At 72.2% G+C, this 24,890-nt stretch carries 25 protein-coding genes; 2 read left to right on the forward strand and 23 right to left on the reverse strand.

The window, feature by feature from the left end; all coding sequences use genetic code 11:
• Positions 1 to 65: 65 nt before the first annotated feature.
• From pyrH to rpsB, 3 genes are all read right to left on the reverse strand, one after another.
• Entirely contained in the window at positions 66 to 830 is a 765-nt protein-coding gene (pyrH, locus tag ABTZ91_RS28045; protein WP_352080010.1) for a UMP kinase, read from the reverse strand.
• Between the two features lie 159 nt (positions 831 to 989).
• Complete coding sequence (tsf, locus tag ABTZ91_RS28050; RefSeq protein ID WP_352080011.1) at positions 990 to 1,826, reverse strand: translation elongation factor Ts; 837 nt, start codon at positions 1,824 to 1,826, stop codon at positions 990 to 992.
• Between the two features lie 111 nt (positions 1,827 to 1,937).
• Positions 1,938 to 2,819, reverse strand: coding sequence for a 30S ribosomal protein S2 (gene rpsB, locus ABTZ91_RS28055; RefSeq protein WP_345485351.1), 882 nt, complete (start codon positions 2,817 to 2,819; stop codon positions 1,938 to 1,940).
• A 255-nt stretch (positions 2,820 to 3,074) separates the two neighbouring features.
• Here rpsB and ABTZ91_RS28060 point away from each other — a divergent pair, with 255 nt between their 5' ends.
• Positions 3,075 to 3,551 carry a M23 family metallopeptidase gene (locus ABTZ91_RS28060; protein WP_352080012.1) on the forward strand — a complete coding sequence of 159 codons (477 nt, stop codon included), beginning with the start codon at positions 3,075 to 3,077 and terminating at the stop codon, positions 3,549 to 3,551.
• A 72-nt stretch (positions 3,552 to 3,623) separates the two neighbouring features.
• On the opposite strand, the gene ABTZ91_RS28065 is transcribed toward ABTZ91_RS28060, so the two are convergent.
• The 17 genes from ABTZ91_RS28065 to ABTZ91_RS28145 all read right to left on the reverse strand — a co-directional run bounded on the left by ABTZ91_RS28065 (position 3,624) and on the right by ABTZ91_RS28145 (position 17,185).
• Complete coding sequence (locus ABTZ91_RS28065; protein ID WP_345492047.1) at positions 3,624 to 4,184, reverse strand: helix-turn-helix domain-containing protein; 561 nt, start codon at positions 4,182 to 4,184, stop codon at positions 3,624 to 3,626.
• A gap of 57 nt (positions 4,185 to 4,241) precedes the next feature.
• Positions 4,242 to 5,078 (reverse strand): RNA polymerase sigma factor WhiG, encoded by an 837-nt coding sequence (whiG, locus tag ABTZ91_RS28070; protein WP_352080013.1) that lies wholly within the window; start codon positions 5,076 to 5,078, stop codon positions 4,242 to 4,244.
• A gap of 227 nt (positions 5,079 to 5,305) precedes the next feature.
• A complete protein-coding gene (gene dprA, locus ABTZ91_RS28075) occupies positions 5,306 to 6,553 on the reverse strand; it encodes a DNA-processing protein DprA (RefSeq protein ID WP_352080014.1) in 1,248 nt (415 codons plus the stop codon).
• Complete coding sequence (locus ABTZ91_RS28080) at positions 6,550 to 8,163, reverse strand: YifB family Mg chelatase-like AAA ATPase (protein ID WP_352080015.1); 1,614 nt, start codon at positions 8,161 to 8,163, stop codon at positions 6,550 to 6,552. The genes dprA and ABTZ91_RS28080 overlap by 4 nt, the downstream gene beginning before the upstream one ends.
• Positions 8,163 to 8,540 (reverse strand): YraN family protein, encoded by a 378-nt coding sequence (locus ABTZ91_RS28085; protein WP_352080016.1) that lies wholly within the window; start codon positions 8,538 to 8,540, stop codon positions 8,163 to 8,165. The genes ABTZ91_RS28080 and ABTZ91_RS28085 overlap by 1 nt, the downstream gene beginning before the upstream one ends.
• 177 nt (positions 8,541 to 8,717) lie before the next feature.
• Positions 8,718 to 9,026, reverse strand: a complete 309-nt coding sequence (locus ABTZ91_RS28090; protein WP_005311352.1) for a DUF2469 domain-containing protein — start codon at positions 9,024 to 9,026, stop codon at positions 8,718 to 8,720.
• Positions 9,027 to 9,081: 55 nt separating this feature from the next.
• The gene (locus ABTZ91_RS28095; RefSeq protein ID WP_352080017.1) at positions 9,082 to 9,690 is read right to left on the reverse strand and encodes an NUDIX hydrolase; all 609 of its coding nucleotides are present in this window, start codon (positions 9,688 to 9,690) and stop codon (positions 9,082 to 9,084) included.
• On the reverse strand, positions 9,687 to 10,475 hold the full coding sequence (lepB, locus tag ABTZ91_RS28100) for a signal peptidase I (RefSeq protein WP_352080018.1): 789 nt from the start codon (positions 10,473 to 10,475) through the stop codon (positions 9,687 to 9,689). The genes ABTZ91_RS28095 and lepB (ABTZ91_RS28100) overlap by 4 nt, the downstream gene beginning before the upstream one ends.
• 66 nt (positions 10,476 to 10,541) lie before the next feature.
• The gene (gene lepB, locus ABTZ91_RS28105; protein WP_407078042.1) at positions 10,542 to 11,693 is read right to left on the reverse strand and encodes a signal peptidase I; all 1,152 of its coding nucleotides are present in this window, start codon (positions 11,691 to 11,693) and stop codon (positions 10,542 to 10,544) included.
• Positions 11,611 to 12,717 (reverse strand): signal peptidase I, encoded by a 1,107-nt coding sequence (gene lepB, locus ABTZ91_RS28110; protein ID WP_352080020.1) that lies wholly within the window; start codon positions 12,715 to 12,717, stop codon positions 11,611 to 11,613. Before lepB (ABTZ91_RS28110) ends, lepB (ABTZ91_RS28105) begins: the two co-directional genes overlap by 83 nt.
• The gene (gene lepB, locus ABTZ91_RS28115; protein ID WP_352080021.1) at positions 12,710 to 13,630 is read right to left on the reverse strand and encodes a signal peptidase I; all 921 of its coding nucleotides are present in this window, start codon (positions 13,628 to 13,630) and stop codon (positions 12,710 to 12,712) included. The genes lepB (ABTZ91_RS28110) and lepB (ABTZ91_RS28115) overlap by 8 nt, the downstream gene beginning before the upstream one ends.
• A 39-nt stretch (positions 13,631 to 13,669) precedes the next feature.
• Positions 13,670 to 14,020 carry a 50S ribosomal protein L19 gene (gene rplS, locus ABTZ91_RS28120; protein ID WP_128977504.1) on the reverse strand — a complete coding sequence of 117 codons (351 nt, stop codon included), beginning with the start codon at positions 14,018 to 14,020 and terminating at the stop codon, positions 13,670 to 13,672.
• 132 nt (positions 14,021 to 14,152) lie between these two features.
• Positions 14,153 to 14,974, reverse strand: a complete 822-nt coding sequence (gene trmD / locus ABTZ91_RS28125; RefSeq protein WP_352080022.1) for a tRNA (guanosine(37)-N1)-methyltransferase TrmD — start codon at positions 14,972 to 14,974, stop codon at positions 14,153 to 14,155.
• The gene (rimM, locus tag ABTZ91_RS28130; protein WP_352080023.1) at positions 14,974 to 15,675 is read right to left on the reverse strand and encodes a ribosome maturation factor RimM; all 702 of its coding nucleotides are present in this window, start codon (positions 15,673 to 15,675) and stop codon (positions 14,974 to 14,976) included. Before rimM ends, trmD begins: the two co-directional genes overlap by 1 nt.
• Positions 15,676 to 15,751: 76 nt before the next feature.
• Complete coding sequence (locus ABTZ91_RS28135; RefSeq protein WP_005311361.1) at positions 15,752 to 15,991, reverse strand: RNA-binding protein; 240 nt, start codon at positions 15,989 to 15,991, stop codon at positions 15,752 to 15,754.
• A 2-nt stretch (positions 15,992 to 15,993) separates the two neighbouring features.
• On the reverse strand, positions 15,994 to 16,437 hold the full coding sequence (gene rpsP / locus ABTZ91_RS28140; protein ID WP_352080024.1) for a 30S ribosomal protein S16: 444 nt from the start codon (positions 16,435 to 16,437) through the stop codon (positions 15,994 to 15,996).
• Positions 16,438 to 16,591: 154 nt separating this feature from the next.
• Positions 16,592 to 17,185: a hypothetical protein gene (locus ABTZ91_RS28145; RefSeq protein ID WP_345485364.1), complete on the reverse strand. Its 594-nt coding sequence runs from the start codon at positions 17,183 to 17,185 to the stop codon at positions 16,592 to 16,594.
• Positions 17,186 to 17,529: 344 nt separating this feature from the next.
• Here ABTZ91_RS28145 and ABTZ91_RS28150 point away from each other — a divergent pair, with 344 nt between their 5' ends.
• Positions 17,530 to 18,255, forward strand: coding sequence for a methyltransferase domain-containing protein (locus tag ABTZ91_RS28150; protein WP_352080025.1), 726 nt, complete (start codon positions 17,530 to 17,532; stop codon positions 18,253 to 18,255).
• A gap of 46 nt (positions 18,256 to 18,301) precedes the next feature.
• Here the strand turns inward: ABTZ91_RS28150 and ftsH are convergent, their stop codons facing one another.
• From ftsH to ABTZ91_RS28165, 3 genes are all read right to left on the reverse strand, one after another.
• Positions 18,302 to 20,416, reverse strand: coding sequence for an ATP-dependent zinc metalloprotease FtsH (gene ftsH, locus ABTZ91_RS28155; protein ID WP_352080026.1), 2,115 nt, complete (start codon positions 20,414 to 20,416; stop codon positions 18,302 to 18,304).
• A 181-nt stretch (positions 20,417 to 20,597) separates the two neighbouring features.
• Positions 20,598 to 22,151, reverse strand: a complete 1,554-nt coding sequence (gene ffh, locus ABTZ91_RS28160; RefSeq protein ID WP_352080027.1) for a signal recognition particle protein — start codon at positions 22,149 to 22,151, stop codon at positions 20,598 to 20,600.
• A gap of 223 nt (positions 22,152 to 22,374) precedes the next feature.
• Positions 22,375 to 24,867, reverse strand: a complete 2,493-nt coding sequence (locus ABTZ91_RS28165; protein ID WP_352080028.1) for a [protein-PII] uridylyltransferase — start codon at positions 24,865 to 24,867, stop codon at positions 22,375 to 22,377.
• Positions 24,868 to 24,890: the final 23 nt, after the last annotated feature.

The raw sequence follows: 24,890 nt of genomic DNA on the forward strand, positions 1-24,890 counted from the left end.
TCCTGCACGGTGTACGACCGGCAGGGCTCTGTCCATCCCCCTCGCGGGGCGGTTCCCGGTTCGGGTCAGGCCCGGGTGCCCTGGTCGCTCACGAGCGTGCCGATCTTCTCACCCTTCACCGCGCGCGCGATATTGCCCTCGGCGAGCAGTTCGAAGACGAGGATCGGAAGGTTGTTGTCACGGCACAGGGTGATGGCGGTGGCGTCGGCGACCTTCAGGTCGCGGGAGAGCACCTCGCCGTACTCCAGCGCGTCGAACTTCACCGCGTCCGGGTTGGTCTTCGGATCGGAGTCGTAGACACCGTCGACGCCGTTCTTGCCCATGAGCAGGGCCTCGGCGTCGATCTCGAGCGCCCGCTGCGCGGCGGTCGTGTCGGTGGAGAAGTACGGCATGCCCATACCGGCACCGAAGATGACCACGCGGCCCTTCTCCAGGTGGCGCACGGCACGCAGCGGAATGTACGGCTCGGCGACCTGCCCCATGGTGATGGCGGTCTGGACGCGGGAGTCGATGCCCTCCTTCTCCAGGAAGTCCTGGAGGGCGAGGCAGTTCATCACGGTGCCGAGCATGCCCATGTAGTCGGAGCGGGCCCGGTCCATGCCGCGCTGCTGAAGCTCGGCGCCGCGGAAGAAGTTGCCTCCGCCGATCACGATCGCGATCTGGGCGCCGTCGCGGACGACAGCGGCGATCTCGCGCGCGATGGCGTGTACGACATCCGGGTCGACCCCGAGGCCGGTACCCCCGGAGAAAGCCTCACCGGACAGCTTCAACATGAAGCGGCCGGCCTTTTTGCCGTTGTTGTCGTCGCCCTGTGCGGCGCCCTGATTCATTGGAGATCTCCTCGTGCACATACGAAGAAGGCCATTGCCCTGGGGTCCTTGCGGTTTCCCGTACGGCAATGGCCTCCTCGTCAGATCTGCGGCCGTCCGGCGCGTACGCCGGCGGCTGCCTCAGACCCTACCGGGGTCCGGTGTCCGTTGCGTACGGACTCAGATGCCGACCTTGATGCGGGTGAAGCGCTTCAGGGTGACACCGGCCTCGTCCAGGATCTGCTGGACGGACTTCTTGTTGTCAAGGGCGTACGGCTGACCGAGCAGCGTGGCGTCCTTGAAGAAGCCGTTCACACGACCCTCGACGATCTTGGCGATCGCGGCCTCGGGCTTGCCCTCGGCGCGGGTGGTCTCCTCGGCGATGCGACGCTCGGACTCGACGACCTCGGCCGGGACGTCCTCGCGGGTGAGGTACTTCGGGGCGAACGCGGCGATGTGCTGCGCTACACCCTTGGCGACCTCGGCGTTCTCCTTGTCGAGCTCGACCAGGACACCGATCTGCGGCGGCAGGTCGGGCATCGTGCGGTGCATGTACGCGGAGACGTAGCCGTCGGCGTACTGCGCGAAGCGGTCGAGGACGATCTTCTCGCCGAGGTTGGCGTTGGCCTCGTCGACGTACGCCTGCACGGTCTTGCCGGGCTCGATCTCGGAGGCGAGCAGCGCCTCGATGTCGGCCGGGGAGGTGGCGGCGACGTGCGCGGCGAGCGCGTTGGCGACGGCCAGGAACTTCTCACCCTTGGCGACGAAGTCCGTCTCGCACTTCAGCTCGACGAGGACACCGGAGGTGTTGTCGTCGGCGATGAGGGAGACCACGGCACCGTTCTCGGCGGAGCGGCCCTCGCGCTTGGCGACACCCTTCTGGCCCTTGATGCGCAGGGCCTCGACGGCCTTGTCGACGTCGCCGTCGGCCTCGTCCAGGGCCTTCTTGCAGTCCATCATGCCGGCGCCGGTGAGCTCGCGGAGCTTCTTGACGTCAGCGGCGGTGTAGTTCGCCATGAGTCTTTTTCTCTCTCGAAGTCTGAAAGATCGGGCGGGTCCACGGGTGGACGGCGGGAGCAGCACGTGCCCCCGCCGTCGTCACCCGAAGGTCCTCAGGGACCGGAAGGGTCAGGCCTGCTCGGCGTCGGCGGCCGGCGCCTCGGCGGCAACCTCGGCCTCGGCGGCCGGAGCCTCGGCAGCGGCCTCGGCGGCCGGGGCCTCGTCAGCCTTCTTGTCGCCCTCGAGCAGGTCGCGCTCCCACTCGGCGAGAGGCTCGCCCGCGGCCTTCTCGCCCGGCTTCGAGTCGCCGGTCGCGGCGCCGGAACGGGCGATGAGGCCCTCGGCGACGGCGTCGGCGATCACGCGGGTGAGCAGGGTGACGGAGCGGATCGCGTCGTCGTTGCCCGGGATCTTGTAGTCGACCTCGTCGGGGTCGCAGTTGGTGTCGAGGATCGCGACGACCGGGATGTGGAGCTTGCGCGCCTCACCGACGGCGATGTGCTCCTTCTTGGTGTCGACGATCCAGACGGCGCTCGGCACCTTCTGCATCTCGCGGATACCACCGAGGGTCTTCTCCAGCTTGGCCTTCTCGCGGGAGAGGACCAGGAGCTCCTTCTTGGTGAGGCCGGAGGCGGCCACGTCCTCGAAGTCGATCTGCTCGAGCTCCTTGAGGCGCTGCAGACGCTTGTAGACGGTCGAGAAGTTGGTGAGCATGCCACCCAGCCAGCGCTGGTTCACGTACGGCATGCCGACACGGGTCGCCTGCTCGGCGATGGCCTCCTGGGCCTGCTTCTTCGTACCGACGAACATGATGGAGCCGCCGTGCGCGACGGTCTCCTTGACGAACTCGTAGGCGCGGTCGATGTACGACAGCGACTGGAGCAGGTCGATGATGTAGATGCCGTTGCGCTCGGTGAAGATGAAGCGCTTCATCTTCGGGTTCCAGCGACGGGTCTGGTGACCGAAGTGGACGCCGCTCTCCAGCAGCTCCCGCATCGTGACGACGGCCATGGCCGTATCTCCTTGGGTTTCTCGGTTGTTTTCCTGACGCCCCGGCGCGCCGTGCCACGAAGGACCGAAAGGCGCTGCCACCCGCCCAAGAGACCGGTGGCGGGGCGTGCGAAGTCGACCCGGTGACCCGGGTCGCCATGGAAAGTGTACGGGACCCCGGAGGCACCGGGTGACGGAGTTGTCCACAACCCGGGAGTTGTCCACAGATTCCCTCCCCGCCCGTCCCGAGCCCCGCCCGCGGGGCAACCTGCCGTCATGCACTCCATGACGACACTCCTGCTGTCCCTGCCCCTGGCTCTCGCCACCGCCGTCTGGCCCGTCGGCCCGCCCCGCCCCGACGTGCTGCGCGGCTGGGAACCACCACCCGGCCCCTACGCCGCCGGCCACCGCGGCATCGACCTCGCCGCCCCACCGGGCACCCCCGTCCACGCCCCCGCCGCCGGCACCGTCACCTTCGCCGGCCCGGTCGGCGGCCAGGGCGTCCTCGTCCTCACCCTCACGGGCACCGGCGCACCACCCCTGCGCACCACCTACGTCCCCGTCGACCCCCTCCTCCCACCCGGCACCACCGTCCGCCCCGGCGACCTCCTCGCCCACGTCACCCCCGGCGGCCACTGCACACGCCCCTGCCTCCACTGGGGCCTGCTCCGCGGCGACACCTACCTGAACCCCCTACGCCTGCTCGGCACGCCCCCGTCCCGCCTGCTCCCGGTAGGCGGTGCGCCTGACTGACACGACGACGGACGGGGGCGGGGGGGGAGGGGGGAGGGGCCCGGAGGAGTGGGGCTCAGGAGGCGGTGGGGCTCAGGTGCCGCGGATGCCGCCGAGGGCCATCGACACGGCCGCGTCGGCGATGGTCGCCGGGTCCTCGGCGGCGCCGAGTTCGATGCGGCGGACGGCGGCGTCGACCACGCCCTGGAGGAGCATGGCCTCCAGGCGGGGCTGGGGGCGGCCGAGGGCGGTGAGGGCGTCGACGATCATGGTGACGAGGCCGCCATGGGCGGCGCGGATCTTCTCGCGGGCTCCGTCGTCGAGCTCGCCGGCGGAGATCGCGACGACCGCGCGGTGCCGCCGGTCTCCGACCAGCTGGAGCTGGCTGCGGACGTACGCCTCGATCTTGCCCTCGGCGGTGTCGGCGGCGGCCATCGCGGCCTCGACCTCGGCGGCCCAGACGGGGAAGTCGACGGCGCACAGCTCCTCGACGACGGCCGCGCGGGAGCGGAAGTACTCGTAGACCGACGAGCGGGCCAGGCCCGTGCGCTCGGCGAGGGCGGGGAAGGTCAGCGCCTCCGTACCGCCTTCGGACAGCAGGCTTCGCGCGGCGTCCAGCAGGGCGCCGCGCTGCATCGTCCGGTGCTCGGCCACGGAGGCCGCTCGAATCCTTGGCACGGCTCCACTGTACGACCGGTGGGCGGGGGCGGGTCAGCGGCCCACGTCGGCCAGTTTGGCTCGAAGCTGGAGGACGGACTTGGTGTGGATCTGGCTGACGCGGCTCTCGGTGACGCCGAGGACGTGGCCGATCTCGGCGAGGGTGAGGCCCTCGTAGTAGTAGAGCGTGACGACGGTCTTCTCGCGCTCGGGGAGGGTGTTGATGGCCCGGGCGAGGAGCCGGCGCAGTTCGCGGTCCTCGGCGACCTCGACCGGGTTGTCGGCGGCGGTGTCCTCCAGGGTGTCCATGAGGGACAGCCGGTCGCCGCCCTCGCCGCCGACGTGCAGGAGTTCTTCCAGGGCGACGACGTTGGCCAGGGACAACTGGCTGAAGACGGAGTGGAGTTCCTCCAGGGTGATGCCCATCTCGTCGGCGACCTCGGCCTCGGAGGGGGTGCGGCGCAGCTGGGCTTCGAGGGTGGCGTAGGCGCGTTCGACGTTGCGGGCCTTCTGGCGTACGGAGCGGGGGATCCAGTCGAGGGCGCGGAGTTCGTCGATCATGGCGCCGCGGATGCGGGTGATGGCGTAGGTCTCGAACTTGATGGCCCGCTCGACGTCGAACTTCTCGATGGCGTCGATGAGCCCGAAGACGCCGGAGGAGACGAAGTCGGCTTGTTCGACGTTGGACGGCAGTCCGACGCTGACGCGTCCCGCGACGTATTTGACGAGGGGCGAGTAGTGCAGGATCAGCTGTTCCCGCAGCCGTTCGTCGCCGGTGTCCTTGTACGAGCGCCACAGCTCGTCGAGCGAGGTCGGTGCGGGTGGTCGCACGGTGCCCCGGGCTGCTGGGGGCACCGCAGCGCGGTCAGACCCGGAGGTGTGCTGGGGCATGCGTTGCCTTGAGCCGTTCTGCTGTCGGGTGCGGAGGGGTCGATCCGGTCGTCGGGTGGGGGATCCTCGTGAGCGTAGCGTGAGTGGGCTGTCGCGGTGCGCGAACATCGGCGGTTGGCGCCGGTCCGGGTGGCTGCCGTCGTCCAGGTCTTCGAACGGGGGCCGTGGCGCGGGTCGGCCCCTCGGGTGGGGCCGAGAGAACTCGATTGCTCATCGGCCTCACCTTTTCACCCGATTGCGCCGGTTCGACAGCCGCCATGCCGGGTGTTCGAGGGTTCGGTGCGGGTGTTCGTCAACCGCCAGTGGTCCTGTTGTCGTTCGACGAACCCGAGGGAGTGGAGTTCGTAGAGCTTGGCGAGGGTGTGGTCGGGGTGGGTGCCGGCGCGGGTGGCGATGGTGGTGAGGGAGGCGGGTGCGCGGGCGGGGAGGGCTTCGAGGACGCGGGCGGTGTCGGGGGCGAGGAGGTCGCGGGGCAGGACGGGGCCGCGGCGGGGCGGGGCGAGGTCGCCGACGGATCCGATGAGTTCGATGATCTCGGCGGCGTCGGTGACGAGGGTGGCCTCGCCGCGGAGGAGTTCGTGGACTCCGGCGGACAGGCCGCTGGTGACGGGGCCGGGGACGCCCATGGTGTGGCGGCCGAGCCGGGTGGCGGCGCGGGCGGTGACGAGGGAGCCGCTGCGGTATTCGGCTTCGACGACGACGGTGCCGCGGGTGAGGGCGGCGATGACGCGGTTGCGCAGGATGAAGCGGCTGCGGGTGGGGTGGGCGCCGGGTGGGAGTTCGCCGATGATCAGGCCTTGTTCGGCGATGCGGCCGAGGAGTCCGGCGTGGCCGCGGGGGTAGGGGGTGTCGACTCCGCAGGCGAGGACGGCGATGGTGGCGCCGCCGCCGGCGAGGGCGCCGCGGTGGGCGGCTCCGTCGATGCCGAAGGCGGCGCCGGAGACGACGACCCAGCCGCGTTCGGCGAGTCCGGCGGCGAGGGTGGTGGCGGTGTGCGCGCCGTAGGGGGTGCAGGCGCGGGCGCCGACGAGGGCGACGGAGCGGAGGGCCCAGGTGCGGAGGGGGGCGGGTCCTCGGGTCCACAGGCCGATGGGGCGGGCGTCGCCGAGGTCGTCGAGTTGGGTGGGCCAGTCGGTGTCGCCGGGGATGAGGAAGTGTCCGCCGGTTCGGGTGATGAGGTCGAGGTCGCGTTCGGGTGTGGCGGTGCGGGCGCGGCGTCGCCAGGTGGCGATGCGGGCTTCTCCGGTGCCGGGGAAGGGGTCGGCGGTGCCTCCGGTGCCGGGGGAGAGGTCGGCGGTGTCCCCGGGGGCGGGGTGTGGTGCTTCGTCGCTCGCGCGGAGGAGCCGGAGGAGTTCGACTGCTCCGTGGCGGCGGAGGGCGCGGCCGGCGTGTTCGTCGCCGGGTTCGGTGATGTGGGTGAGGGCGGCGCGGGCGAGGCGTTCGGTGTCGTCGCGGTGTGGGGGTGTGGTGGTCATGGCCACTCCCCCGCGGCGGTGGGGACGCCTCGGGTGATGCCGGTGCGGAGTTCGAGGGCGAGGGCGATGTCGTCGGCTTCGGGGCGGTCGTGTCCGGCGAGGTCGGCGACGGTCCAGGCGACGCGGAGGACTCGGTCGAGGCCCCGGGCGGTGAGCAGGCCGCGTTCGATGTCGCGTTCGGCGGCGGCGAGGGCGCCGGGGCGGGCGAGGAATCGGGTGCGCAGTTCGTGTCCGGGGATTTCGCTGTTGACGGTCCAGGGGGTGCCGTCGAGGCGGGCGGCGGCGCGGGCCCTGGCTTCGCGGACGCGGTCGGCGACGGTGGTGCTGGGTTCGCCGCGTCCGCCGTGGCCGAGGAGGTCGGAGCGGTGGACGGGTTCGACCTGGACGCGGAGGTCGACGCGGTCGAGGAGGGGGCCGGAGAGGCGGGCCTGGTAGCGGCGGATGAGGGAGGCGGGGCATTCGCAGCCGGCGCCGTGGAGGGTGTGGCGGCCGCAGGGGCAGGGGTTGGCGGCGAGGGCGAGCAGGAAGCGGGCGGGGAGGCGGACGACGCCGGCGGCGCGGGCGACGACGACGTGGCCGGATTCGAGGGGTTGTCGGAGGGCGTCGAGGGCTTTGGAGGAGAACTCGGGGGCTTCGTCGAGGAAGAGGACGCCTCGGTGGGCGAGGGAGACGGCGCCGGGGCGGGGTAGTCCGTTGCCGCCGCCGATGAGGGACTGCATGGTGGCGGAGTGGTGGGGTGCGCAGTAGGGCGGGCGGTGGACGAGGGGTTCGCCGGGCGGGAGGATGCCGGCGACCGAGTGGACGGCGGTGACTTCGAGGGATTGGTGGCGGGTGAGGGGCGGCAGGATGCCGGGGAGGCGTTCGGCGAGCATGGTCTTGCCTGCTCCGGGTGGGCCGGACAGCATCAGGTGGTGGCTGCCGGCGGCGGCGATCTCGAGGGCGCGGCGGGCGGTGTGCTGTCCGGCGACGTCGGCGAGGTCGGGTCCGTCGGCGGGGTCGGCGGCGAGTCCGGTGCCGACTCCGGCGCCGGGTACGAGGAGTCCGGCGAGCATGGGGTCGGGTCGGCCTTCTTCGCGGGGTTCTTCGTCGGGGACGGGTTCGTCGGTGAGGACGGCGATGAGCTGGCGCAGGCTGCGGATGCCGAGGACGGAGATGCCGGGGACGAGGGCGGCTTCGCCGGCGGTCTGTTCGGGGACGACGACCTGCCGGTATCCGGCGTCGGCGGCGGCGAGGACGGCGGGCAGGACGCCGCGGACGGGCCGGACGCGGCCGTCGAGGCCGAGTTCGCCGATGAGGACGAGGTCGGCGATGGTGCGGGGGTCGATGCGTTCGGCGGCGCCGAGGACTGCTGCGGCGACGGCGAGATCGAAGCCGCTGCCTCCTTTGGGGACGGAGGCGGGGCTGAGGCCGACGGTGAGTTTCTTCTGGGGCCATTCGGCGTCGGAGTTGACGATGGCGGCGCGGACGCGGTCGCGGCTTTCGGTGAGGCTCTTGTCGGGGAGGCCGACGAGGGTGAAGGCGGCGACTCCGGCTTCCAGGTCGGCCTGGACCTCGACGACGACGCCTTCGACGCCGACGAGGGCGACGGAGCAGGTGCGGGCGAATCCCATCAGGCCACCCCTTGGGCGTGGGTGACGACGGGTGCGCCGCGGTGGGGCAGGACGACGCCGACGAGGTCGATGCGGACGCTTCCGCCGGGGGGTGGGCCGCCGTGGCGGTGGAGCCAGCAGGCGGCGAGGCGGCGCAGCCGCTCGGCTTTGCGTGGGGTGACGGCGGCCATGGGGTGTTCGTAGGTGCCGCCGCGGCGGGTCTTGACCTCGCAGATGACGAGGGTGTCGCCGTCGCGGGCGACGATGTCGATCTCTCCGGAGCGGCCGCAGCGCCAGTTTCTGGCGAGGACGTGCAGTCCGGTGGCGGTGAGCCGGCGGGCGGCGAGTTCTTCTCCGTACCGTCCGAGGGCTCCGTGGGCGGTTGTCGTGGTGTTCATTCGGTACCACCTCCGGCACCGACTGTGACGCACCGCGACGGAGCGTGTGCGGGCCTGTGGACAGGCGGCCCGCTGTGGATAACCGGGCCACCCTTGCGGGTGGTTTCGGTTTCGATTCCGGGGCCGGTCCTGGTCCCTGGAGCAGTTCGGGCTGCGGTTCCTGCTGCGGCCGTGTCCTCAGCTGCCGGGGAGTTCGAGGTCGCTCTTGTTGAGCTCCTCGATGTTCACGTCCTTGAAGGTCAGGACGCGGACCTGCTTGACGAAGCGGGCGGGCCGGTACATGTCCCAGACCCAGGCGTCGGCCATGGAGACCTCGAAGAAGACCTCGCCCTGGACGGAGTGCACCTGCATCTCGTAGTCGTTGGTGAGGTAGAAGCGCCGCTCGGTCTCGATCACGTATTTGAACAGCCCGACGACGTCGCGGTACTCCCGGTAGAGCTTCAGCTCCATCTCGGTCTCGTACTTCTCGAGGTCCTCGGCGCTCATGGCATGTTCCCCTTCAGCCGTGCGTCCCCCTATTGTGCGCCAGTCGTCCGGGCCCCTAAACGATTTCGGGGGCGAGAACGAGCGGCACGCTCGGAGGTCCTTCGTCGAGCAGCGTCTGGAGCAGCTCGGCCAGTCTGTTGGGGTACACCGTCTCACGGGCCGCCGACAGTTCGGCGGAGGTCCACCACCTCAGCCCCGCGACGCTGCGGGCCTCCAGTTCGGTGAGGGCGGCGGGGGCGGTGGCGGTCTGTGTGGTGCGGGCCAGGTAGTACCACTCGTCCTGGTTCCAGCGGCGGCCGTCGAAGGGGAAGGAGCAGAAGCGCCGCCACAGCACCGGCCCGAGTTCGACGTCGGTGATGCCGGTCTCCTCGGTGAGCTCGCGCAGCGCGGCCTCCTCGCGGCTCTCCTCGCCCTCCAGGCCGCCGCCGGGTGTGAACCACCAGGTCTGGGCGGGGTCGTCGGGCTCGTAGCCGTGGAGGAGCAGGATGCGGTCGTCGGGGTCGAGCAGCACGACCCGTGCCACCCGCCGCGGCGCCACGGTCGGGGCGTCCGCGGTCGAGGCAGCCGCGGCCGGGGCCTCCCCGCCCTCCGCCCCGCCGCCCTTCGCGTACGGGCCGGCGTCCCGCGCCGCCTGCTCGGGGCGGTCCTGTTCCGCTTCTCTCATGCGCTCGCCTTCCGCCCGAGTGCCCGGGCCACCGGCCCGTACGCCGCTCCGGCCAGGATCAGTACACACCCGGCGACGGCGGCGGAGAAGAGGAGGGTGATGGGGCCGGGGCGTGAGATGCCGCCGGGGAGGGCGGCGAACGGCGCGGGCCGCTCCACGACGCCCTTGGCGGGCCAGGCGACGGCGTCGATGCGGGCGACGACGGCCGAGCGCGGTACGGAGCCCCGCCCGGCCTCCTGGAGATGGGCGCGGGAGTCCATCGAGGTGTGCCGCTCGTCGCCGAGCAGGAAGAGGTTCCCGGCCGGCACGGTGACCGAGAACTTCTGCCCCGAGGCGGGTTTTCCGGCCGGCAGATACGGTTCGTCGACGGGTGTGCCGTTGAGGGTGAGGCGCCCGTCGGCGCCGCAGCAGGCGACGGTGTCGCCGCCGACGGCGACGACCCGCTTGACCATGGTGACGTCGCCCCACAACGGGTCCTGGAAGACGACGATGTCGCCGCGCTTCACGTCGGCGCCGTCGACGCGCTGGGCGAGCACCTTGGAGCCGACGTCGAGGGTCGGTGTCATGGAGTCGCTGGGCACGGAGAACGGCTGGTAGAGCACGGCCGCGACGACGAATCCGCCGAGGAAGAGCACACATCCGACGGCCACGGCCAGCCCCGACAGGACGCTCCCGAGGCGGCCGCGGCCGGTCTTCTTCGTACGCGGTGCGCCGCTCCCGCCGCTCGTGCCGCTCCCGCCGCTCGTCTCGCTCGTGTCTCTGGTGTCGTCCGTGTCGACGCTCATGGGCACCTCGGAGGATCCGCGGGCCGTCCGTGCGACGGTCCGGGACGGCACCCTACCCGCGGGTCGCTACCCGGCGGTACGGGTGGAGCCCGCCGTCTCACGCGGGGTGCGGCGCTTGCGCCGCCACAGCACCAGCGGGAGCGCGCCGGCGAGACCGGCGGCGCCGGGGGCGACGGCGAGGGCCTGGCTCAGGCCGGGCTGGTCGAAGGTGTCCGGGACCGGGAGGGTGGCCCAGCGGGTCACCGGCCAGGCGATGACGACCGCGCGGCCGACGACCTCGTCCTCGGAGACGGTGCCGCCGCCGGGGAGCTCCATGTGGAAGCGGGAGTCGAGGGAGTTCTGCCGGTTGTCGCCCATGACCCAGATGCGGCCGTCGGGGACCTTGACCGGGCCGAAGGCGGGGTCGCAGGGCACCGAGCCGGGGAAGAGGTAGGCGCTCTCGTCCAGCTCCTTGCCGTTGACGGCGACCTTGCCGCCCTCCTTGCAGGAGACGGTGTCGCCGCCGACCGCGATGACCCGCTTGATCAGGTCCTTCTCCTCGGCGGACGGCATGAGGCCGATGAAGCTGAGGACCTTCTGCAGGACGTTCGGCTCGGGCGCCTTGCTCTCCTCGAGCCAGCCGCCCGGGTCGTGGAAGACGACGACCTCGCCGCGCTCGGGCTCGGCGCCGAACCACGGGGTGAGCTTGTCGACGAGGACCCGGTCGCCGCGCTGCAGGGTGTTCATCATCGAGTCGGAGGGGATGGAGAACGCCTGCACGAGGAAGGTCTTGATCAGCAGCGCCAGGACGAGCGCGATGCCGATGAGGAGGGGCAGTTCCTTCCAGAAGGAACGCGGCCTGCGGGGGTCACGGCCGTCATGATCGTCGCGGCCGTCCCGGCCGTCATGACCGTCACGGCCGGTGGCGCCGGCACCGCCGTCGCCGTGCCCCTCCCCCTCACCCTGCCCGTCGCCGCCACCGGGTCCGGTGCCGCCGCCGGATCCGGTGCCGCCGCCGTGCCACGCGCCGGAACCGGCCTGCCGGCCTTGGTCCCGGCCCTGGTCCCGGCCCTCGGCGTCCCGGCCCTCGGCGCCCGGGCCCTGGGGGTCCGGGCGCTGGTCGGAGCGCGGATCGGGGTCCTGACGGCCCGTGGAGTCATCCGTCATGGCCGCCGCCGGTGCGGGCCGCTCGGGCCTCTTCTCGGGCTCGCCGTGTCCGGACCGTGCGCCGACGGCCAAATCCCCCACATCCACTCCTCACTCCGTGCAATCGCCCGTCCCAGGACAGGGACAGGCCCACCACTCCCATAACGAGCAGAAGTTCCGCAGGGGTCGGGAGCCAGGGCAATCCGTTCGTGTTCCGCTGGGACACACTATGCGACAGGCCCTGCGCCTCGGCCGCGCGCACCGCGCCGCCGTCCGGGACGGAAGCGAAGGTCGACCGGTCCTCCAGGCGCCGCCAGTGGTCCACGGGCCAGGCGATGACGACGGCCCGGCCCACCACCTGATCCTCGGAGACGGTGCCGTGGTCCTTCTCGTCGAGGTGGAAGCGGGAGTCGGCGGAGTCGGACCGGTGGTCGCCGAGGACGAAGATCCTTCCCGGCGGGACCTTCACCTCGAAGGGGATCGTCGACGGCTTGTTCCCGGGGTGCAGATACGGTTCGTCCAGCGGTACGCCGTTGACCGTGAGCCTGCCGTCCTTGCCGCAGCACTTCACGGTGTCCCCGCCGACCGCGACCACCCGCTTGATCAGGTCCTGCTCGTCGGCCGAGGGCAGCAGTCCGATGAAGGTCAGGAACTGTTTGAGCTGCTTGACGCCGACGGGGTCGTCGGCGGGCGGCGCGGGGTCCTGCTGGAGCCAGTTGCCGGGGTCCTTGAAGACGACGACGTCGCCGCGCTGCGGGGTGGCCCCGAACCAGGGTGTCAGTTTGTCGACGAGCACCCGGTCGTCGATCCGGATGGTCTGTTCCATCGAGCCGGAGGGGATGACGAAGGCCTGGACGAGGAAGGTCTTCAGGGCCAGGGCGATGAGGACGGCGACGGTGAGGAGGAGCGGGATCTCGGTGACGGCGGAACGCCGCCGGCGCCGCTTGACCTTGCGGGCGAGTCTGCGCCGCTCGGCCCGGCCCGGCGGCGGTGTGGGGCTCTCGCCACCGGCCCGTCTGCCGTCGCGGGCCCGCCGGCCCTCACCGCCGGCCAGGCCCGCGCGGGGGCGGGCCTCGGCGGCCCGGCGGCCGGCGGGGGCCTTGCCCCGCCTACCCATGGCCGCCGGTGGTCCGTTCCGGTACGGCGTCGAAGGCGTCGGTGCCGGGCACGGTGGACCAGCGGCCGACGGGCCAGCCGATCCAGTCGGCGCGACCGACGACCTTGTCGACGGGGACCATGCCGCCGCCGGGCCGGCCGAGGTGGTCGCGGGAGTCGCTGGACTGGCTGCGGTGGTCGCCCATCACCCACAGGGTGCCGTCGGGCACGACGATGTCGAAGGGCACGTCGGAGGGACGGTCGCCCAGCATCACGTACGTCTCGGGCACGGGCACGCCGTTGACGGTGACCCGGCCGTCCTTGTCGCAGCAGACGACCCGGTCGCCGCCGGTGCCGACGACCCGCTTGACGAAGTCGGTCTCGGCGGGTTCGGCGAGGCCGAGGGCGGCCGCGGCGTCCCGCAGCAGGCCGCCGACCGGGTTCCCCGCGGTCGGGCCCTGGACGAAGGACCCGGTGCCGTCGAAGACGACGACGTCACCGCGGCGCGGCTCGCTGCCGAAACGGTACGCCAGCTTGTTGACCAGGATCCGGTCGCCGACCTGGAGGGTGGGCTCCATGGAGCTGCTGGGGATCAGGAAGGGCTGCAGCACGAAGTGGCTGAACAGCAGCAGGAACACCATGCAGGCGCCGCCGATGAACCCCGTACGGCGCCAGGTCAGTGATCCGGAGGACGCGCCCCCCGCACCGTCCGACGCGGCCTCGTCGCCGCCCCGTCCGGAGCCCGCGCCGTCGGCCGGTCCGGAGGCCACGTCACCGGCCTGTCCCGACCCCGCGTCGCCGTCCGCCCCGGAGCCCGCGTCACCGGCCCGCCTCAGCTCCGAGCCGCCGTCCGTCCCGGAAACGCGCGCGGAGCGCGACCGCTCCTCCTCGCCGGAGGAGCGATCGCGCTCCGTGTGCTGTGCTTCGGTGTCCATCGGGGGCAGAGCCTATCCCGCCACCCTGTGGGCCGGAGCTCAGTTGTCGCGCTTCTCCTTGATCTTGGCGGCCTTGCCGCGCAGCTCACGCAGGTAGTAGAGCTTGGCGCGACGGACGTCACCGCGGGAGACGAGCTCGATCTTCTCGAAGATCGGGCTGTTCACCGGGAAGGTGCGCTCGACGCCGACGGAGAAGGAGACCTTGCGGACCGTGAAGGTCTCGGAGACGCCCGAGCCCTGGCGGCGGATGACGACGCCCTTGAACTGCTGGATACGGGAGCGGTTGCCCTCGATGACGCGAACGTGGACGTTCACGGTGTCGCCGGGGCGGAACGCCGGGACGTCGGACCGCAGGGAGGCGGAGTTGACCTGGTCGAGCAGGGAGGCCATGGAGGTCTCTTTCCTCGCTGATGCCACAGGTCATCAGCGGAACGTACGAGTGATGATGGGTGAGCGCCGTGCGTCTGTGGCGGGCGTCGTCCCCCCTGTGGCAGGGGCGCGCGCCGGACGTACGACAGCGGCCTATTCTTCCACGGCCTCGGGCCTGCGCCAAAATCGGCCGCCGGGCTCGGGGGCCCAGCCCAGCATGGAGAGGATCTCGCGGTCCTTCTTGTCGAAGGCGGCGGGGTCGCAGCGCTCGATGAGGTCGGGCCGGTTGGCGGCGGTGCGGCGGAAGGCCTCGTCCCGCCGCCAGCGCGCGATCTTCCCGTGGTGCCCGCTGAGGAGGACGTCGGGGATGGTGCGGCCGCGCCACTCGGGGGGCTTGGTGTAGACCGGCCCCTCCAGGAGGTTGGCCATGGCACCGGGGGCGAAGGAGTCGTCCCGGTGCGACTCGGCGTTGCCGAGGACGCCGGGCAGGAGCCGGGCGACGGCTTCGGTGACGACCAGGACGGCGGCCTCCCCGCCGGCCAGGACGTAGTCGCCGATGGACACCTCGTAGACGGGCATCCGGGTGGCGTACTCGTCGATGACGCGGCGGTCGATGCCCTCGTAGCGGGCGGGCGTGAAGACGAGCCAGGGCCGCTCGGAGAGCTCGACGGCGAGCTCCTGGGTGAAGGGGCGGCCGCTGGGGGTGGGGACGACGAGGACCGGTCCGTGGGCGCCGGCCTCGTAACCGTCGGCGAGGACCTGGTCGAGGGCGTCGCCCCAGGGTTCGGTCTTCATGACCATGCCGGGTCCGCCGCCGTACGGGGTGTCGTCGACGGTGTTGTGCCGGTCGTAGGTCCAGTCGCGCAGGTCGTGGACGTGCACGTCGAGGCGGCCGCGGGCGCGGGCCTTGCCGACGAGCGAGACGTTCAGCGGTTCGAGGTACTCGGGGAAGATCGTGACGACGTCGAGGCGCATCAGGAGGCGTCCTTCTGCGCGTCGCCCTCACCGTCGGCGGGCTGCGAGGCAGCGGGCTCCGAAGCCTCGACCTCGGAAGCGGCGGGCTCAGCCTCGGGAGAGGCGAGCTCCGCCTTGGCTTCCCCGGCCCCGGCCCCGGCCCCGGCCTCAGCCTCCGCCTCGGCGTCGCGCGCGGAGGCGACGACCGCCTGGGTGTCGTCGATCAGGCCCGGCGGCGGGGCGATGACGGCGCGCTGGTTCTCCAGGTCGATCTCGGTGACGATCTGCGAGACGAAGGGGACCATCAGCTCGGTGCCGTCGGGACGCTCGACGATGAGCAGGTCCTGGGACGGCAGGTGGGAGATCTCGGAGATCACGCCGATCTCGGTGCCGTCGGCGAGGACGACGTCGAGGTCGACGAGCTGGTGGTCGTAGTACTCGTCCTCCTCCTCGGGCAGTTCGTCGGGGTCGACGTCGGCGATGAGGAGGGTGTTGCGCAGGGCCTCGGCGGCGTTGCGGTCCTTGACGCCCTCGAAGCGGAGCAGCAGCCGGCCGCTGTGCACCCGGCCGGTCTCGATGGTGAGCGGCCCGACGGAGGCCGGGTCGGTGTGCAGGACGGCGCCGGGTCCGAGCCGCAGCTCGGGCTCGTCGGTCCGCACCTCGACGGTGACCTCGCCCTTGATGCCGTGGGCGCGGCCGATCCGTGCGACTACCAACTGCACTGGTGATCTCTCCTGTCGTACGGCAACGGGCCGGGGTGGGCGGTCAGCCCTCCCCGGCCCGTGCCGGTGTCAAACTTCAGCGGACCTGGTCCACGTCGACGAGGTCGACGCGGATGCCACGGCCGCCGATGGCGCCCACGACGGTCCGCAGCGCACGCGCGGTGCGGCCGTTGCGGCCGATCACCTTGCCGAGGTCGTCGGGGTGCACCCGAACCTCCAGCACGCGACCGCGGCGCAGGTTGCGCGAGGCGACCTGCACGTCGTCGGGGTTGTCCACGATGCCCTTCACGAGGTGCTCGAGAGCCTCCTCGAGCATGGTCAGGCCTCGGTCGACTCGGTGGACTCGGCCTCAGCCTCGTCCGCCTTCTTGTCGGCCTTCTTGGCCTTCGGGGTGATGGCCTCACCCTTGGTGTCGTCACCCTCGAGCGCCTTGGCGAACTCGTCGAAGGTGGCGCGCTTGGCTTCCTTGGTCGCCGGGGCGAGCAGGGGCTTCTCCGGGGCGGGGAGGCCCTTGTGCTTCTGCCAGTCGCCGGTGAGCTTCAGGATGGCGAGAACCGGCTCGGTCGGCTGGGCGCCGACGGACAGCCAGTACTGCGCACGCTCGGAGTCGACCTCGATCTTCGACGGGTTGTACGTCGGGTGGTAGAGGCCGATCTCCTCGATCGCACGACCGTCCCGGCGGGTGCGGGAGTCGGCGACGACGATGCGGTAGTGCGGCTGGCGGATCTTGCCGAGGCGCTTGAGCTTGATCTTGACTGCCACTGGAGTGGTGTCTCCTGGTCTTGACGTGGTTGGGCACTTGAGATGCCACGTGGGGTTGCGGTACTCGGGTGCCCGATGGACGCGTCAGTCGGAGGAGAGAGGGGTCCTGTGCGACTGTCGAGTACAGCTAGCCATTGTGCCACACGCCGCGGGGTCAGCTCGCGGCGCCCACCGTCTCCGGGATGCGGAAGGGCTTGCCGCAGCCGCCGCAGACGATGGGGGCCTGGGCGAGCACCGAGGGGACCACGCGCACGTTGCGTCCGCAGTCGCAGACGGCCTTGACGCGCACGCCGCCGCCCGAGGAGCCGTGCCGGGCGGCCGGTCCGCGGAAGGAGCGCTTGGTGTCGGCGGCCGTGGCGACGGTGTGCGCCTTGAGGGCGCGCTGGAGCCGCTCGATGGTGGGGCGGTAGCGGCGCCTGGCCTCCGCGTTCAGGGTGACCAGGGAGAAGCCGCTGCTGGCGTGCGGTTCCTCGGGATGGTCCAGGCCCAGCTCCTCGGCGATCGCGAGGAATCTGCGGTTGTGGTAGCGGCCGGCGCGTGAGGTGTCGCGGACTCCTCGGGCGGCGGCGATGCCGTGGACTGCCTCGTGGAGCAGTCGCTCGAAGGAGAGCTCGGCGCCGCAGGCGGACGAGGACTCTCCGATCAGGGACTCGGGCGCGGCAAGGTCCGGCAGCTCGGGGTGGTGCCGCTGAATGTCGGCCCACGCCTGTGCCAGCTCTGCGGCGAGAACAGGTGGTGTCGTGCTCACGTCGGGTACAACGAGCCGGATCCCCTCCGGGTTCCATTCCGGGGCAACCCAAATATTTTGCACGTACCCGTCAGTCGGTACGGATGTGACCGGAGCTGGTGCACAGCGGCGCATACACCCCGACGGCCCACCCGCGGCCGGTTCACGTGCGCCGGGACGGCGGGACGACGGTGGGACGGACAGTACCGGGTCCCTGCCCGAACTCGGGCACCACCCCCCTCCCCCGGCCGAATCCCGTCGGAAGTGGCGCGGAGTCGTCCGGCCCGAGCACTGGACGGGGGCGCGGATGCGCAGTTCCCTGGCTACGGGGGGTTGTCGTCCAGGCACGGATTGGGGCGCTTTCCATGACACCTACGCTCGTCCCGCACCATCCCGCGCGCGACTGGGCCGAGATCCAGGAACGCATGCTCGTGCCGCTCTACGAGGCGGTGTACGACCGGCTCGGCGTGGGCGCCGGGTCACGGGTGCTCGGCCTCGGCTGCGGCTCGGGTCTCGCGCTGCTGATGGCGGCGGGCCGGGGCGCGCGGGTGGCCGGCGTCGACCGGGACCACGCGCGCGTGGCGCTGGCCAGGGAACGTCTGCCGGAGGGGACGCCGTTCACGGCGGACCTGCCGCAGGACGGCCCGTACGACGTGATCACGGCCTTCCACGGGACGGCGGGGCTCGGCCGGGAGCCGGCCGCCCTCACCCGTTCGGCCCAGCGCGGCGCGGCGATCGTGCTCGCCGGCTGGGGACCGCCGGAGCGGTGCGCGACGACGTCGGTGCTGGGGGTCGCGGCGCGGCTGACGGGCTGGCGGCCGGCGCCCCGGGAGGACCTGGACGGTGCGGTCGTGGCGGCGGGGCTGCGCCCGGACGGCTCGGGTCGGGTGGCGTGCCCGTTCGGCTACGCGGATGCGGACAGCGCGGTGCGGGGGCTGCTGTCCACGGGCGAGTTCGACGCGGCCGTGCGGGCCACGGACCCCGATCAGGTGGAGAAGGAGCTCAGGGAGGCGCTCGAACCGTATCTGCGCCCCGACGGCACGGTGTGGATGCCGAACGTCTTCCGGTACGTCATCGCCCGGGTCCCGTAGGCCCGGCGGGCGGGGGCCCGGCGGGGCCGGGTCAGGCAGGGCCGGGTCAGGCAGGGCCACCGCCGTCCCTCGGTCCGGCGTCCGGCCGTCCGGCGTCCGTCGGTCCGGCGGGGCCAGGTCCGCCGTCCGCCGGGCCGCCGTCCGTACCGCCCACGTCCGCCGGTCGGCCGTCCGTACCACCCGCGTCCACCGATCGGCCGTCCGTACCGCCCGCGCCCGCCGGACCCGCCTCCGTACGTCCGGCGGGTCGTTCCTCCGCGCGGCGGGGGATGCCCGCCGCGCGGTAGGCCGCGTCCTCCTCCAGGGTCTCGTTCTCCAGGAGGGCCTCGGCGAGGGCGTCGAGCTTGTCGCGGTGTTCGCGCAGCTGCCGCAGGGCGCTCTCGTAGCACTCGTCGACGATGCGGCGCATCTCCTCGTCGACGGTGTCGAGGGTGGCGGGCGCCGCCGACAGGCCGTACGCCTGCTGGCCGTCGCCGGGGATCGCGGTCAGCCGGCCGACGCGTTCGCTCATGCCCCAGCGGCCCGCCATGCCGCGTGCGATCTTCGTGACCTGCTCCAGGTCGCTCTCGGCGCCGGTGGTGATGACGCCGAAGACGACCTGTTCGGCCGCCATGCCGCCGAGGGCGCCGATGATCCGGCCGCGCAGGTAGTCCTCGGTGTAGGCGTACTTGTCGGACTCCGGGGTGGACAGGGTGACGCCGAGGGCCCGGCCGCGCGGCACGATGGTGATCTTGCGGACGGGGTCGGCGCCGGGCTGGAGCATGCCGAGCAGGGCGTGGCCGCTCTCGTGGTACGCGGTGCGCCGCCGTTCCTCGGGCGGCATGACCAGCGGCCGTTCGGCGCCGAGCTGCACCTTCTCCAGGGCGTCGGAGATGTCGGACCGGCTGACCGCCTTCTGCCGGCGCTTCACGGCGAGGAGGGCGGCCTCGTTGGCGAGGTTGGCGAGTTCGGCACCGGTCATGCCGGGGGTGGTCTTGGCGACGTGTGCGAGGTCGACGTCCTTGGCGAGGGGGATCTCGCGGGTGTGGATGCGCAGGATGGCCTCGCGGCCGCCGCGGTCGGGCGGGTTGACGTGGACGATCCGGTCGAAGCGGCCGGGCCGGGTCAGGGCGGGGTCGAGGACGTCGGCGCGGTTGGTGGCGGCGAGGACGATGACGCCTTCGGAGCCGGTGAAGCCGTCCATCTCGGTGAGGATCTGGTTGAGGGTCTGTTCGCGTTCGTCGTGGCCGCCCATGCCGGCGCCCGCGCCGCGGGCCCGGCCGATGGTGTCGATCTCGTCGATGAAGATGATGGCGGGGGCGACCTTGCGGGCCTCGGCGAACAGCTCGCGCACCCGGGACGCGCCGACGCCGACGATCATCTCGATGAACTCGGAGGCCGAGGCGGAGAAGAACGGCACCCCGGCCTCTCCGGCGACGGCGCGGGCGAGCAGGGTCTTGCCGGTTCCGGGCGGGCCGGCGAGCAGCACGCCGCGGGGCATCTTGGCGCCGAGCTCGCGGTAGGCGCCGGGGTTCTTCAGGAAGTCGACGACGTCGTTGAGCTCGCCCTCGACCTCGTCGATGCCGGCGACGTCCTCGAAGGTGGTGCGTTTGCCGCTCTCCAGCTCGACCGGCTTCGGCGGGGCCTTGCGGCCGAGCATGCCGCCGGCGCCTCCCAGGCCGGCGCTCATCCGGCGGGCGATGAACACCCACAGCAGGACGAGCAGCAGCATGGGGGCGAGCGAGATCAGCAGGTTGGACAGGAAGCTGCGTTCCTGGACGACCGGCTCGGCGGTGACGACGACGTTCTGCCGGGTGAGCTGGGCCCACAGGTCGTCGTCGGCGAAGGCGGGCCGCTGCGTGGTGAACTTCGTGTAGTCGCCCTCGCCGTCGGGGACGGGCTGCTTGGTCTTCAGCTGGCCCTGGATGGCGTCGCCCTTGGAGTAGATCTTGGTGACGTTGCCGGCGGCGACCTGCTTGTCGAACTCGGTGTACGAGATCGTCGGCCCGTCGCCCTCGTTGAAGAACGAGAGCACGATGTTGGCGATGAGGTAGACGGCGAGCGCGGTGAGGATGAGGCCGCCCCAGCCGCCGGGCATCTTCCTCTTCGCCGGCGGGGGCGGCGCCCCTTCCGAGCGCCAGGGCTGGTCGGTCCGGTCGCGCGGGGGTACGGGGTTGGCCACGGGCTCTCCTCGGGACAGCAGTGGCCCCAGTATCGAAGAGTGGCGCATTCCCGGCATTACGGACGATCTATGGGGATGAAGGGGATGAACAGGGATGAACGGGATGCGAGAGGGCCCGGGGCGGTTGCGCACCGCCCCGGGCCCTCGCTCGTACGGACGCCTTTAGCGCGCCCCCTGGGTCTCAGCCCATGAACTTCTTGAACTCGTCCGGGAGCTCGAAGTCGCCCGGCCCCTGGCCCGCCGCCGGCAGCCCGAAGGCGCCGCCGGCCTGCGCCTGCTCCCGCTTCGCCTGCGCGGCCTGCTCCTCGGCCTTCCGCTTCATCGGGTTGCCGCTCTTGCGCTTGCCCTTGGCCTGCTTGATCTGCTTCTTCTGCCGGCCGGGGCCGCCGCCCATGCCCGGGATCCCCGGCATGCCGGGCATGCCGCCGCCCTGCGCCATCCGCGACATCATCTTGCGCGCCTCGAAGAAGCGCTCGACCAGGCCCTTCACGGCGCTGACCTCGACGCCGGAACCCTTGGCGATACGGGCGCGGCGCGAGCCGTTGATGATCGTCGGGTCCTGGCGCTCGGCCGGGGTCATCGACTTGATGATCGCGCCGACGCGGTCGACCTCGCGCTCGTCGATGTTGTTGATCTGCTCCTTCATCTGGGCCATGCCGGGCAGCATGCCGAGGAGCTTGGAGATGGAGCCCATCTTGCGGACCTGCTCCATCTGGGCGAGGAAGTCGTCGAGCGTGAACTCCTGGCCCTTCTTGGACGCCAGCTTGGAGGCCATCTTGGCGGCCTCTTCCTGGCTGAAGGTCTGCTCGGCCTTCTCGATGAGCGACAGGATGTCGCCCATGCCGAGGATGCGGGACGCCATGCGGTCCGGGTGGAACGCGTCGAAGTCGTCCAGCTTCTCGCCGTTGGAGGCGAACATGATCTGCTTGCCGGTGACGTGCGCGATGGAGAGCGCGGCACCACCGCGGGCGTCGCCGTCGAGCTTGGACAGCACGACGCCGTCGAAGCCGACGCCGTCGCGGAAGGCCTCGGCGGTGTTGACCGCGTCCTGACCGATCATGGCGTCGACGACGAAGAGGATCTCGTCGGGCGACGTGACGTCACGGATGTCCGCCGCCTGCTGCATCATCTCGGCGTCGATGCCGAGGCGGCCGGCGGTGTCGATCACGACGACGTCGAACATCTTCGACCGGGCGTACTCGATCGAGTCCTTCGCGACCTGGACCGGGTCACCGACGCCGTTGCCGGGCTGCGGGCCGTAGAAGGCGACGCCCGCGCGGTCGGCGACGACGGAGAGCTGGTTGACGGCGTTGGGCCGCTGGAGGTCACAGGCGACGAGCAGCGGGGAGTGGCCCTGACCCTTGAGCCAGAGGCCGAGCTTTCCGGCGAGGGTGGTCTTACCGGCACCCTGGAGACCGGCGAGCATGATCACGGTGGGCGCGGTCTTGGCGAACCGGAGGCGGCGGGTCTCGCCACCGAGGATCGTGATCAGCTCGTCATTGACGATCTTGATGAACTGCTGGCTCGGATTGAGAGCCTTGGAAACGTCCGCCCCGAGTGCGCGGGTCTTGACCTGCTTGATGAATTCCCGGACGACCGGGAGAGCGACGTCCGCCTCAAGCAGCGCGATGCGGATCTCCCGGGCCGCGCCGTCGATGTCGGCTTCGGTCAGGCGGCCTTTACCCCGGAGGGTCTTGAAGGTATTCGCCAAGCGGTCGGAGAGAGTATCGAACACGGCGCTCGTCGGTCCTTGGGGTAGGGGGCGGAGAATCGCCCTCCAGGGTATCCGGCCCGGCAAAGTAATGGCCCCCGCCCACCGGATCGGGCGAGCGGGGCACATCCCCGCGGGGGCGGGGAGCACATCCGCGAAGCCGTCAGCCCTGACGACATCCTGGGATCACCCCCGCCTGCGCGGGGAGCACCCGTGCTCAACGACCGGGCGGCCCGAAGGGCACGGGCTACCCCAGCGCCCCCTCCACCGCCTTCGCCACGTCCGTCGCCTCCTCGTCCGACAGGGGTGAGCCGTCCGGCCGGGTCACGTACAGGGTGTCGACCGCGTTCGCGCCCAGGGTCGAGACGTGGGCGCTGCGGACGCGGACGTCGGCGCCCTCCAGGGCGTGGCCGATGCGGTGGAGGAGGCCGGGGGCGTCCTGGGCGCGGACCTCGATGACGGTGGCGTGGCGGGAGGCGGCGGGGGCGACGGTGACGCGGGGTGGTGGCGCCTGTACGCCTCGGCGGCGGGGGTAGGCGGCGTCGCGTTCGGCGAGGCGGGCGGGGATGTCGAGGGAGCCGTCGAGGGCGCGGACGAGGTCGGCGCGCAGGCGGTGGGCCTCGGGGAGCGAGCCGTATTCGGCGGCGACGCGCCAGTCGAGGACGAGGACGGGGCCGCGGCCGAGTCCGGCCGGCAGGGTGATGGCGCGGAGTTCGGCGGCGCGGACGGTGAGGCGGTGCAGGGCGAGGACGCCGGCGACGGCGGGCAGGACGCCGGGCCGCTCGGGGAGGGCGACGAGGAGTTCGACGCCGACGGGTTCGGGCGCGTCGGGGTCGGGGGCCGCCGGTTCGGGTGCGTACGGGGTCTCGTGCGTGTGCAGGGTGAGGACGGGTTCGCCGGTGCGCAGCGCCTCGATGGCGAGCCGTTCCTGTTCGGCGCTGGGCGCGGCGGCCTCGGGGTCGGGCGGCTCCTCCCCCGCGAGGACGCCGGCGACGCGTTTGACGAGGTCGGCGACGAGGGAGGCGCGCCAGGAGGACCAGGCGGCGGGGCCGGTGGCGAGGGCGTCGGCCTCGGTGAGGGCGTGGAGGAGTTCGAGGGCGCCGAGGGTGCCGACGGCGGCGGCGACGGTCCGGACGGTGGCGGGGTCGTCGAGGTCGCGGCGGGTGGCGGTCTCGACGAGGAGGAGGTGGTGGCGGACGACGGTGGCGATGACGGCGACGTCGGCGCGGTCGAAGCCGATGCGGGTGGCGAGGTCGCGGGCGATGGTCTCGCCGGCGACGGAGTGGTCGCCGGGCCAGCCCTTGCCGATGTCGTGCAGGAGGGCGGCGACGAGCAGCAGGTCGGGGCGGTTGACGCGGCGGGTGAGGGAGGCGGCGCGGACGGCGGTCTCGACGAGGTGCCGGTCGACGGTCCAGGTGTGGACGGGGTTGCGCTGGGGGCGGCAGCGGACGCGTTCCCAGTCGGGCAGGAGCCGGGTGACGAGTCCTTCGGCCTCCAGGGCCTCCCAGACGGGGACGGCGGGTTCGCCGGCGCCGAGGAGGGTGACCAGGGCCTCGCGGGCCTCGGCGGGCCAGGGGACGGGCAGGGGCCTCGCGGTGGCGGCGAGGCGGCGTACGGCGTGCAGGGACAACGGGAGGCCGGCCTGGGCGGCGGCCGCGGCGGCGCGCAGCGGCAGGACGGGGTCGCGTTCGGGTCGGGCGCTGAGGGCGAGAACGGCCTCGCCGTCCATCTCGACGACGCCTTCGGCGAGCGGGGTGCGTTCCACCGGCGGTTTTCCGCCGCCGATGAGGCCACCGTTGCGGCCTCCGTTGCGGCCGCCGAGGAGGCCGCGCAGGCGGGGCCGGGCGGAGCGGGCCTTGAGGACCCGGCCGACCTCACGCCAGGTGACGTCGGAGGCGTACGAGACGGTGCGGGCCGCCTCGTACACCTCGCGCAGCAGGGTGTCGGCGTCGAGGAGGCCGAGTTCGGCGGCGACGGCGTCCTGTTCCTGGAGGGCGAGGCGGTCGGTGGCGCGGCCGGTGGCGAGGTGGAGGGCGTCGCGGGCGTCGAGGAGGCGGCGGCGGGCGTCGTCGAGTCCTTCGCGGGGGGCGTCGGCGAGCCAGGAGGCGGCGACGGCGCGCAGGGCCTGGGCGTCGCGCAGGCCGCCGCGGGCCTCTTTGAGGTCGGGTTCGAGGAGGTACTGGAGTTCGCCGGAGCGTTCGGCGCGTTCGCGGCACAGGGCGTCGAGTTCGGGCAGGCGGCGGGGGGCCTGGTTGCGCCAGTCGGCGAGGACGGCGGTGCGCAGGGCTCCCGCGAGGGCGGTGTCGCCGGCGACGGGCCGGGCGTCGAGGAGGCCGAGCTGGACCTTGAGGTCGTCGCCGGCGGTCTTCCGGGCTTCGGCGGGGGTGCGGACGGAGTGGTCGAGGGCGAGGCCGAGGTCCCAGATCGGGTACCAGATGCGGTCGGCGAGGGCGGCGATGGTGCGGGCGTCGGCGGTGCCGTCGTGCAGGAGGAGCAGGTCGAGGTCGCTGCGGGGGGAGAGTTCGCCGCGTCCGTAGCCGCCGACGGCGACGAGTGCGGTTCCGGGGGGCGCTCCGGCGGCCTGGTGGAGGCCGGCGAGCCAGTCGTCGGTGAGGCGGGCCAGGGCGGTACGGCGCGGCGGCCCGGACCGCGTCTTCTCGGTGAGAAGGCGCAGCCGGGCCGCCGCGTAACCGCTGGGTCCCGAGTCTTCGGTGTCCGTTGTCAGGTCGAGGTTCGTCACCCAGCGGCTCCTTACGAGTGGGC

Source organism: Streptomyces sp. NPDC126499 (assembly GCF_040302485.1).
Lineage (GTDB): Bacteria > Actinomycetota > Actinomycetes > Streptomycetales > Streptomycetaceae > Streptomyces.

What these genes read in the sequence shown, in the direction of transcription:
- pyrH (WP_352080010.1), bottom strand. Translation starts at nt 830, where the DNA reads ATGAATCAGGGCGCCGCACAGGGCGACGACAACAACGGCAAAAAGGCC.
- tsf (WP_352080011.1), bottom strand. Translation starts at nt 1,826, where the DNA reads ATGGCGAACTACACCGCCGCTGACGTCAAGAAGCTCCGCGAGCTCACC.
- rpsB (WP_345485351.1), bottom strand. Translation starts at nt 2,819, where the DNA reads ATGGCCGTCGTCACGATGCGGGAGCTGCTGGAGAGCGGCGTCCACTTC.
- ABTZ91_RS28060 (WP_352080012.1), top strand. Translation starts at nt 3,075, where the DNA reads ATGCACTCCATGACGACACTCCTGCTGTCCCTGCCCCTGGCTCTCGCC.
- whiG (WP_352080013.1), bottom strand. Translation starts at nt 5,078, where the DNA reads ATGCCCCAGCACACCTCCGGGTCTGACCGCGCTGCGGTGCCCCCAGCA.
- dprA (WP_352080014.1), bottom strand. Translation starts at nt 6,553, where the DNA reads ATGACCACCACACCCCCACACCGCGACGACACCGAACGCCTCGCCCGC.
- ABTZ91_RS28080 (WP_352080015.1), bottom strand. Translation starts at nt 8,163, where the DNA reads ATGGGATTCGCCCGCACCTGCTCCGTCGCCCTCGTCGGCGTCGAAGGC.
- ABTZ91_RS28085 (WP_352080016.1), bottom strand. Translation starts at nt 8,540, where the DNA reads ATGAACACCACGACAACCGCCCACGGAGCCCTCGGACGGTACGGAGAA.
- ABTZ91_RS28090 (WP_005311352.1), bottom strand. Translation starts at nt 9,026, where the DNA reads ATGAGCGCCGAGGACCTCGAGAAGTACGAGACCGAGATGGAGCTGAAG.
- ABTZ91_RS28095 (WP_352080017.1), bottom strand. Translation starts at nt 9,690, where the DNA reads ATGAGAGAAGCGGAACAGGACCGCCCCGAGCAGGCGGCGCGGGACGCC.
- lepB (WP_352080018.1), bottom strand. Translation starts at nt 10,475, where the DNA reads ATGAGCGTCGACACGGACGACACCAGAGACACGAGCGAGACGAGCGGC.
- lepB (WP_352080020.1), bottom strand. Translation starts at nt 12,717, where the DNA reads ATGGGTAGGCGGGGCAAGGCCCCCGCCGGCCGCCGGGCCGCCGAGGCC.
- lepB (WP_352080021.1), bottom strand. Translation starts at nt 13,630, where the DNA reads ATGGACACCGAAGCACAGCACACGGAGCGCGATCGCTCCTCCGGCGAG.
- rplS (WP_128977504.1), bottom strand. Translation starts at nt 14,020, where the DNA reads ATGGCCTCCCTGCTCGACCAGGTCAACTCCGCCTCCCTGCGGTCCGAC.
- trmD (WP_352080022.1), bottom strand. Translation starts at nt 14,974, where the DNA reads ATGCGCCTCGACGTCGTCACGATCTTCCCCGAGTACCTCGAACCGCTG.
- ABTZ91_RS28135 (WP_005311361.1), bottom strand. Translation starts at nt 15,991, where the DNA reads ATGCTCGAGGAGGCTCTCGAGCACCTCGTGAAGGGCATCGTGGACAAC.
- ABTZ91_RS28150 (WP_352080025.1), top strand. Translation starts at nt 17,530, where the DNA reads ATGACACCTACGCTCGTCCCGCACCATCCCGCGCGCGACTGGGCCGAG.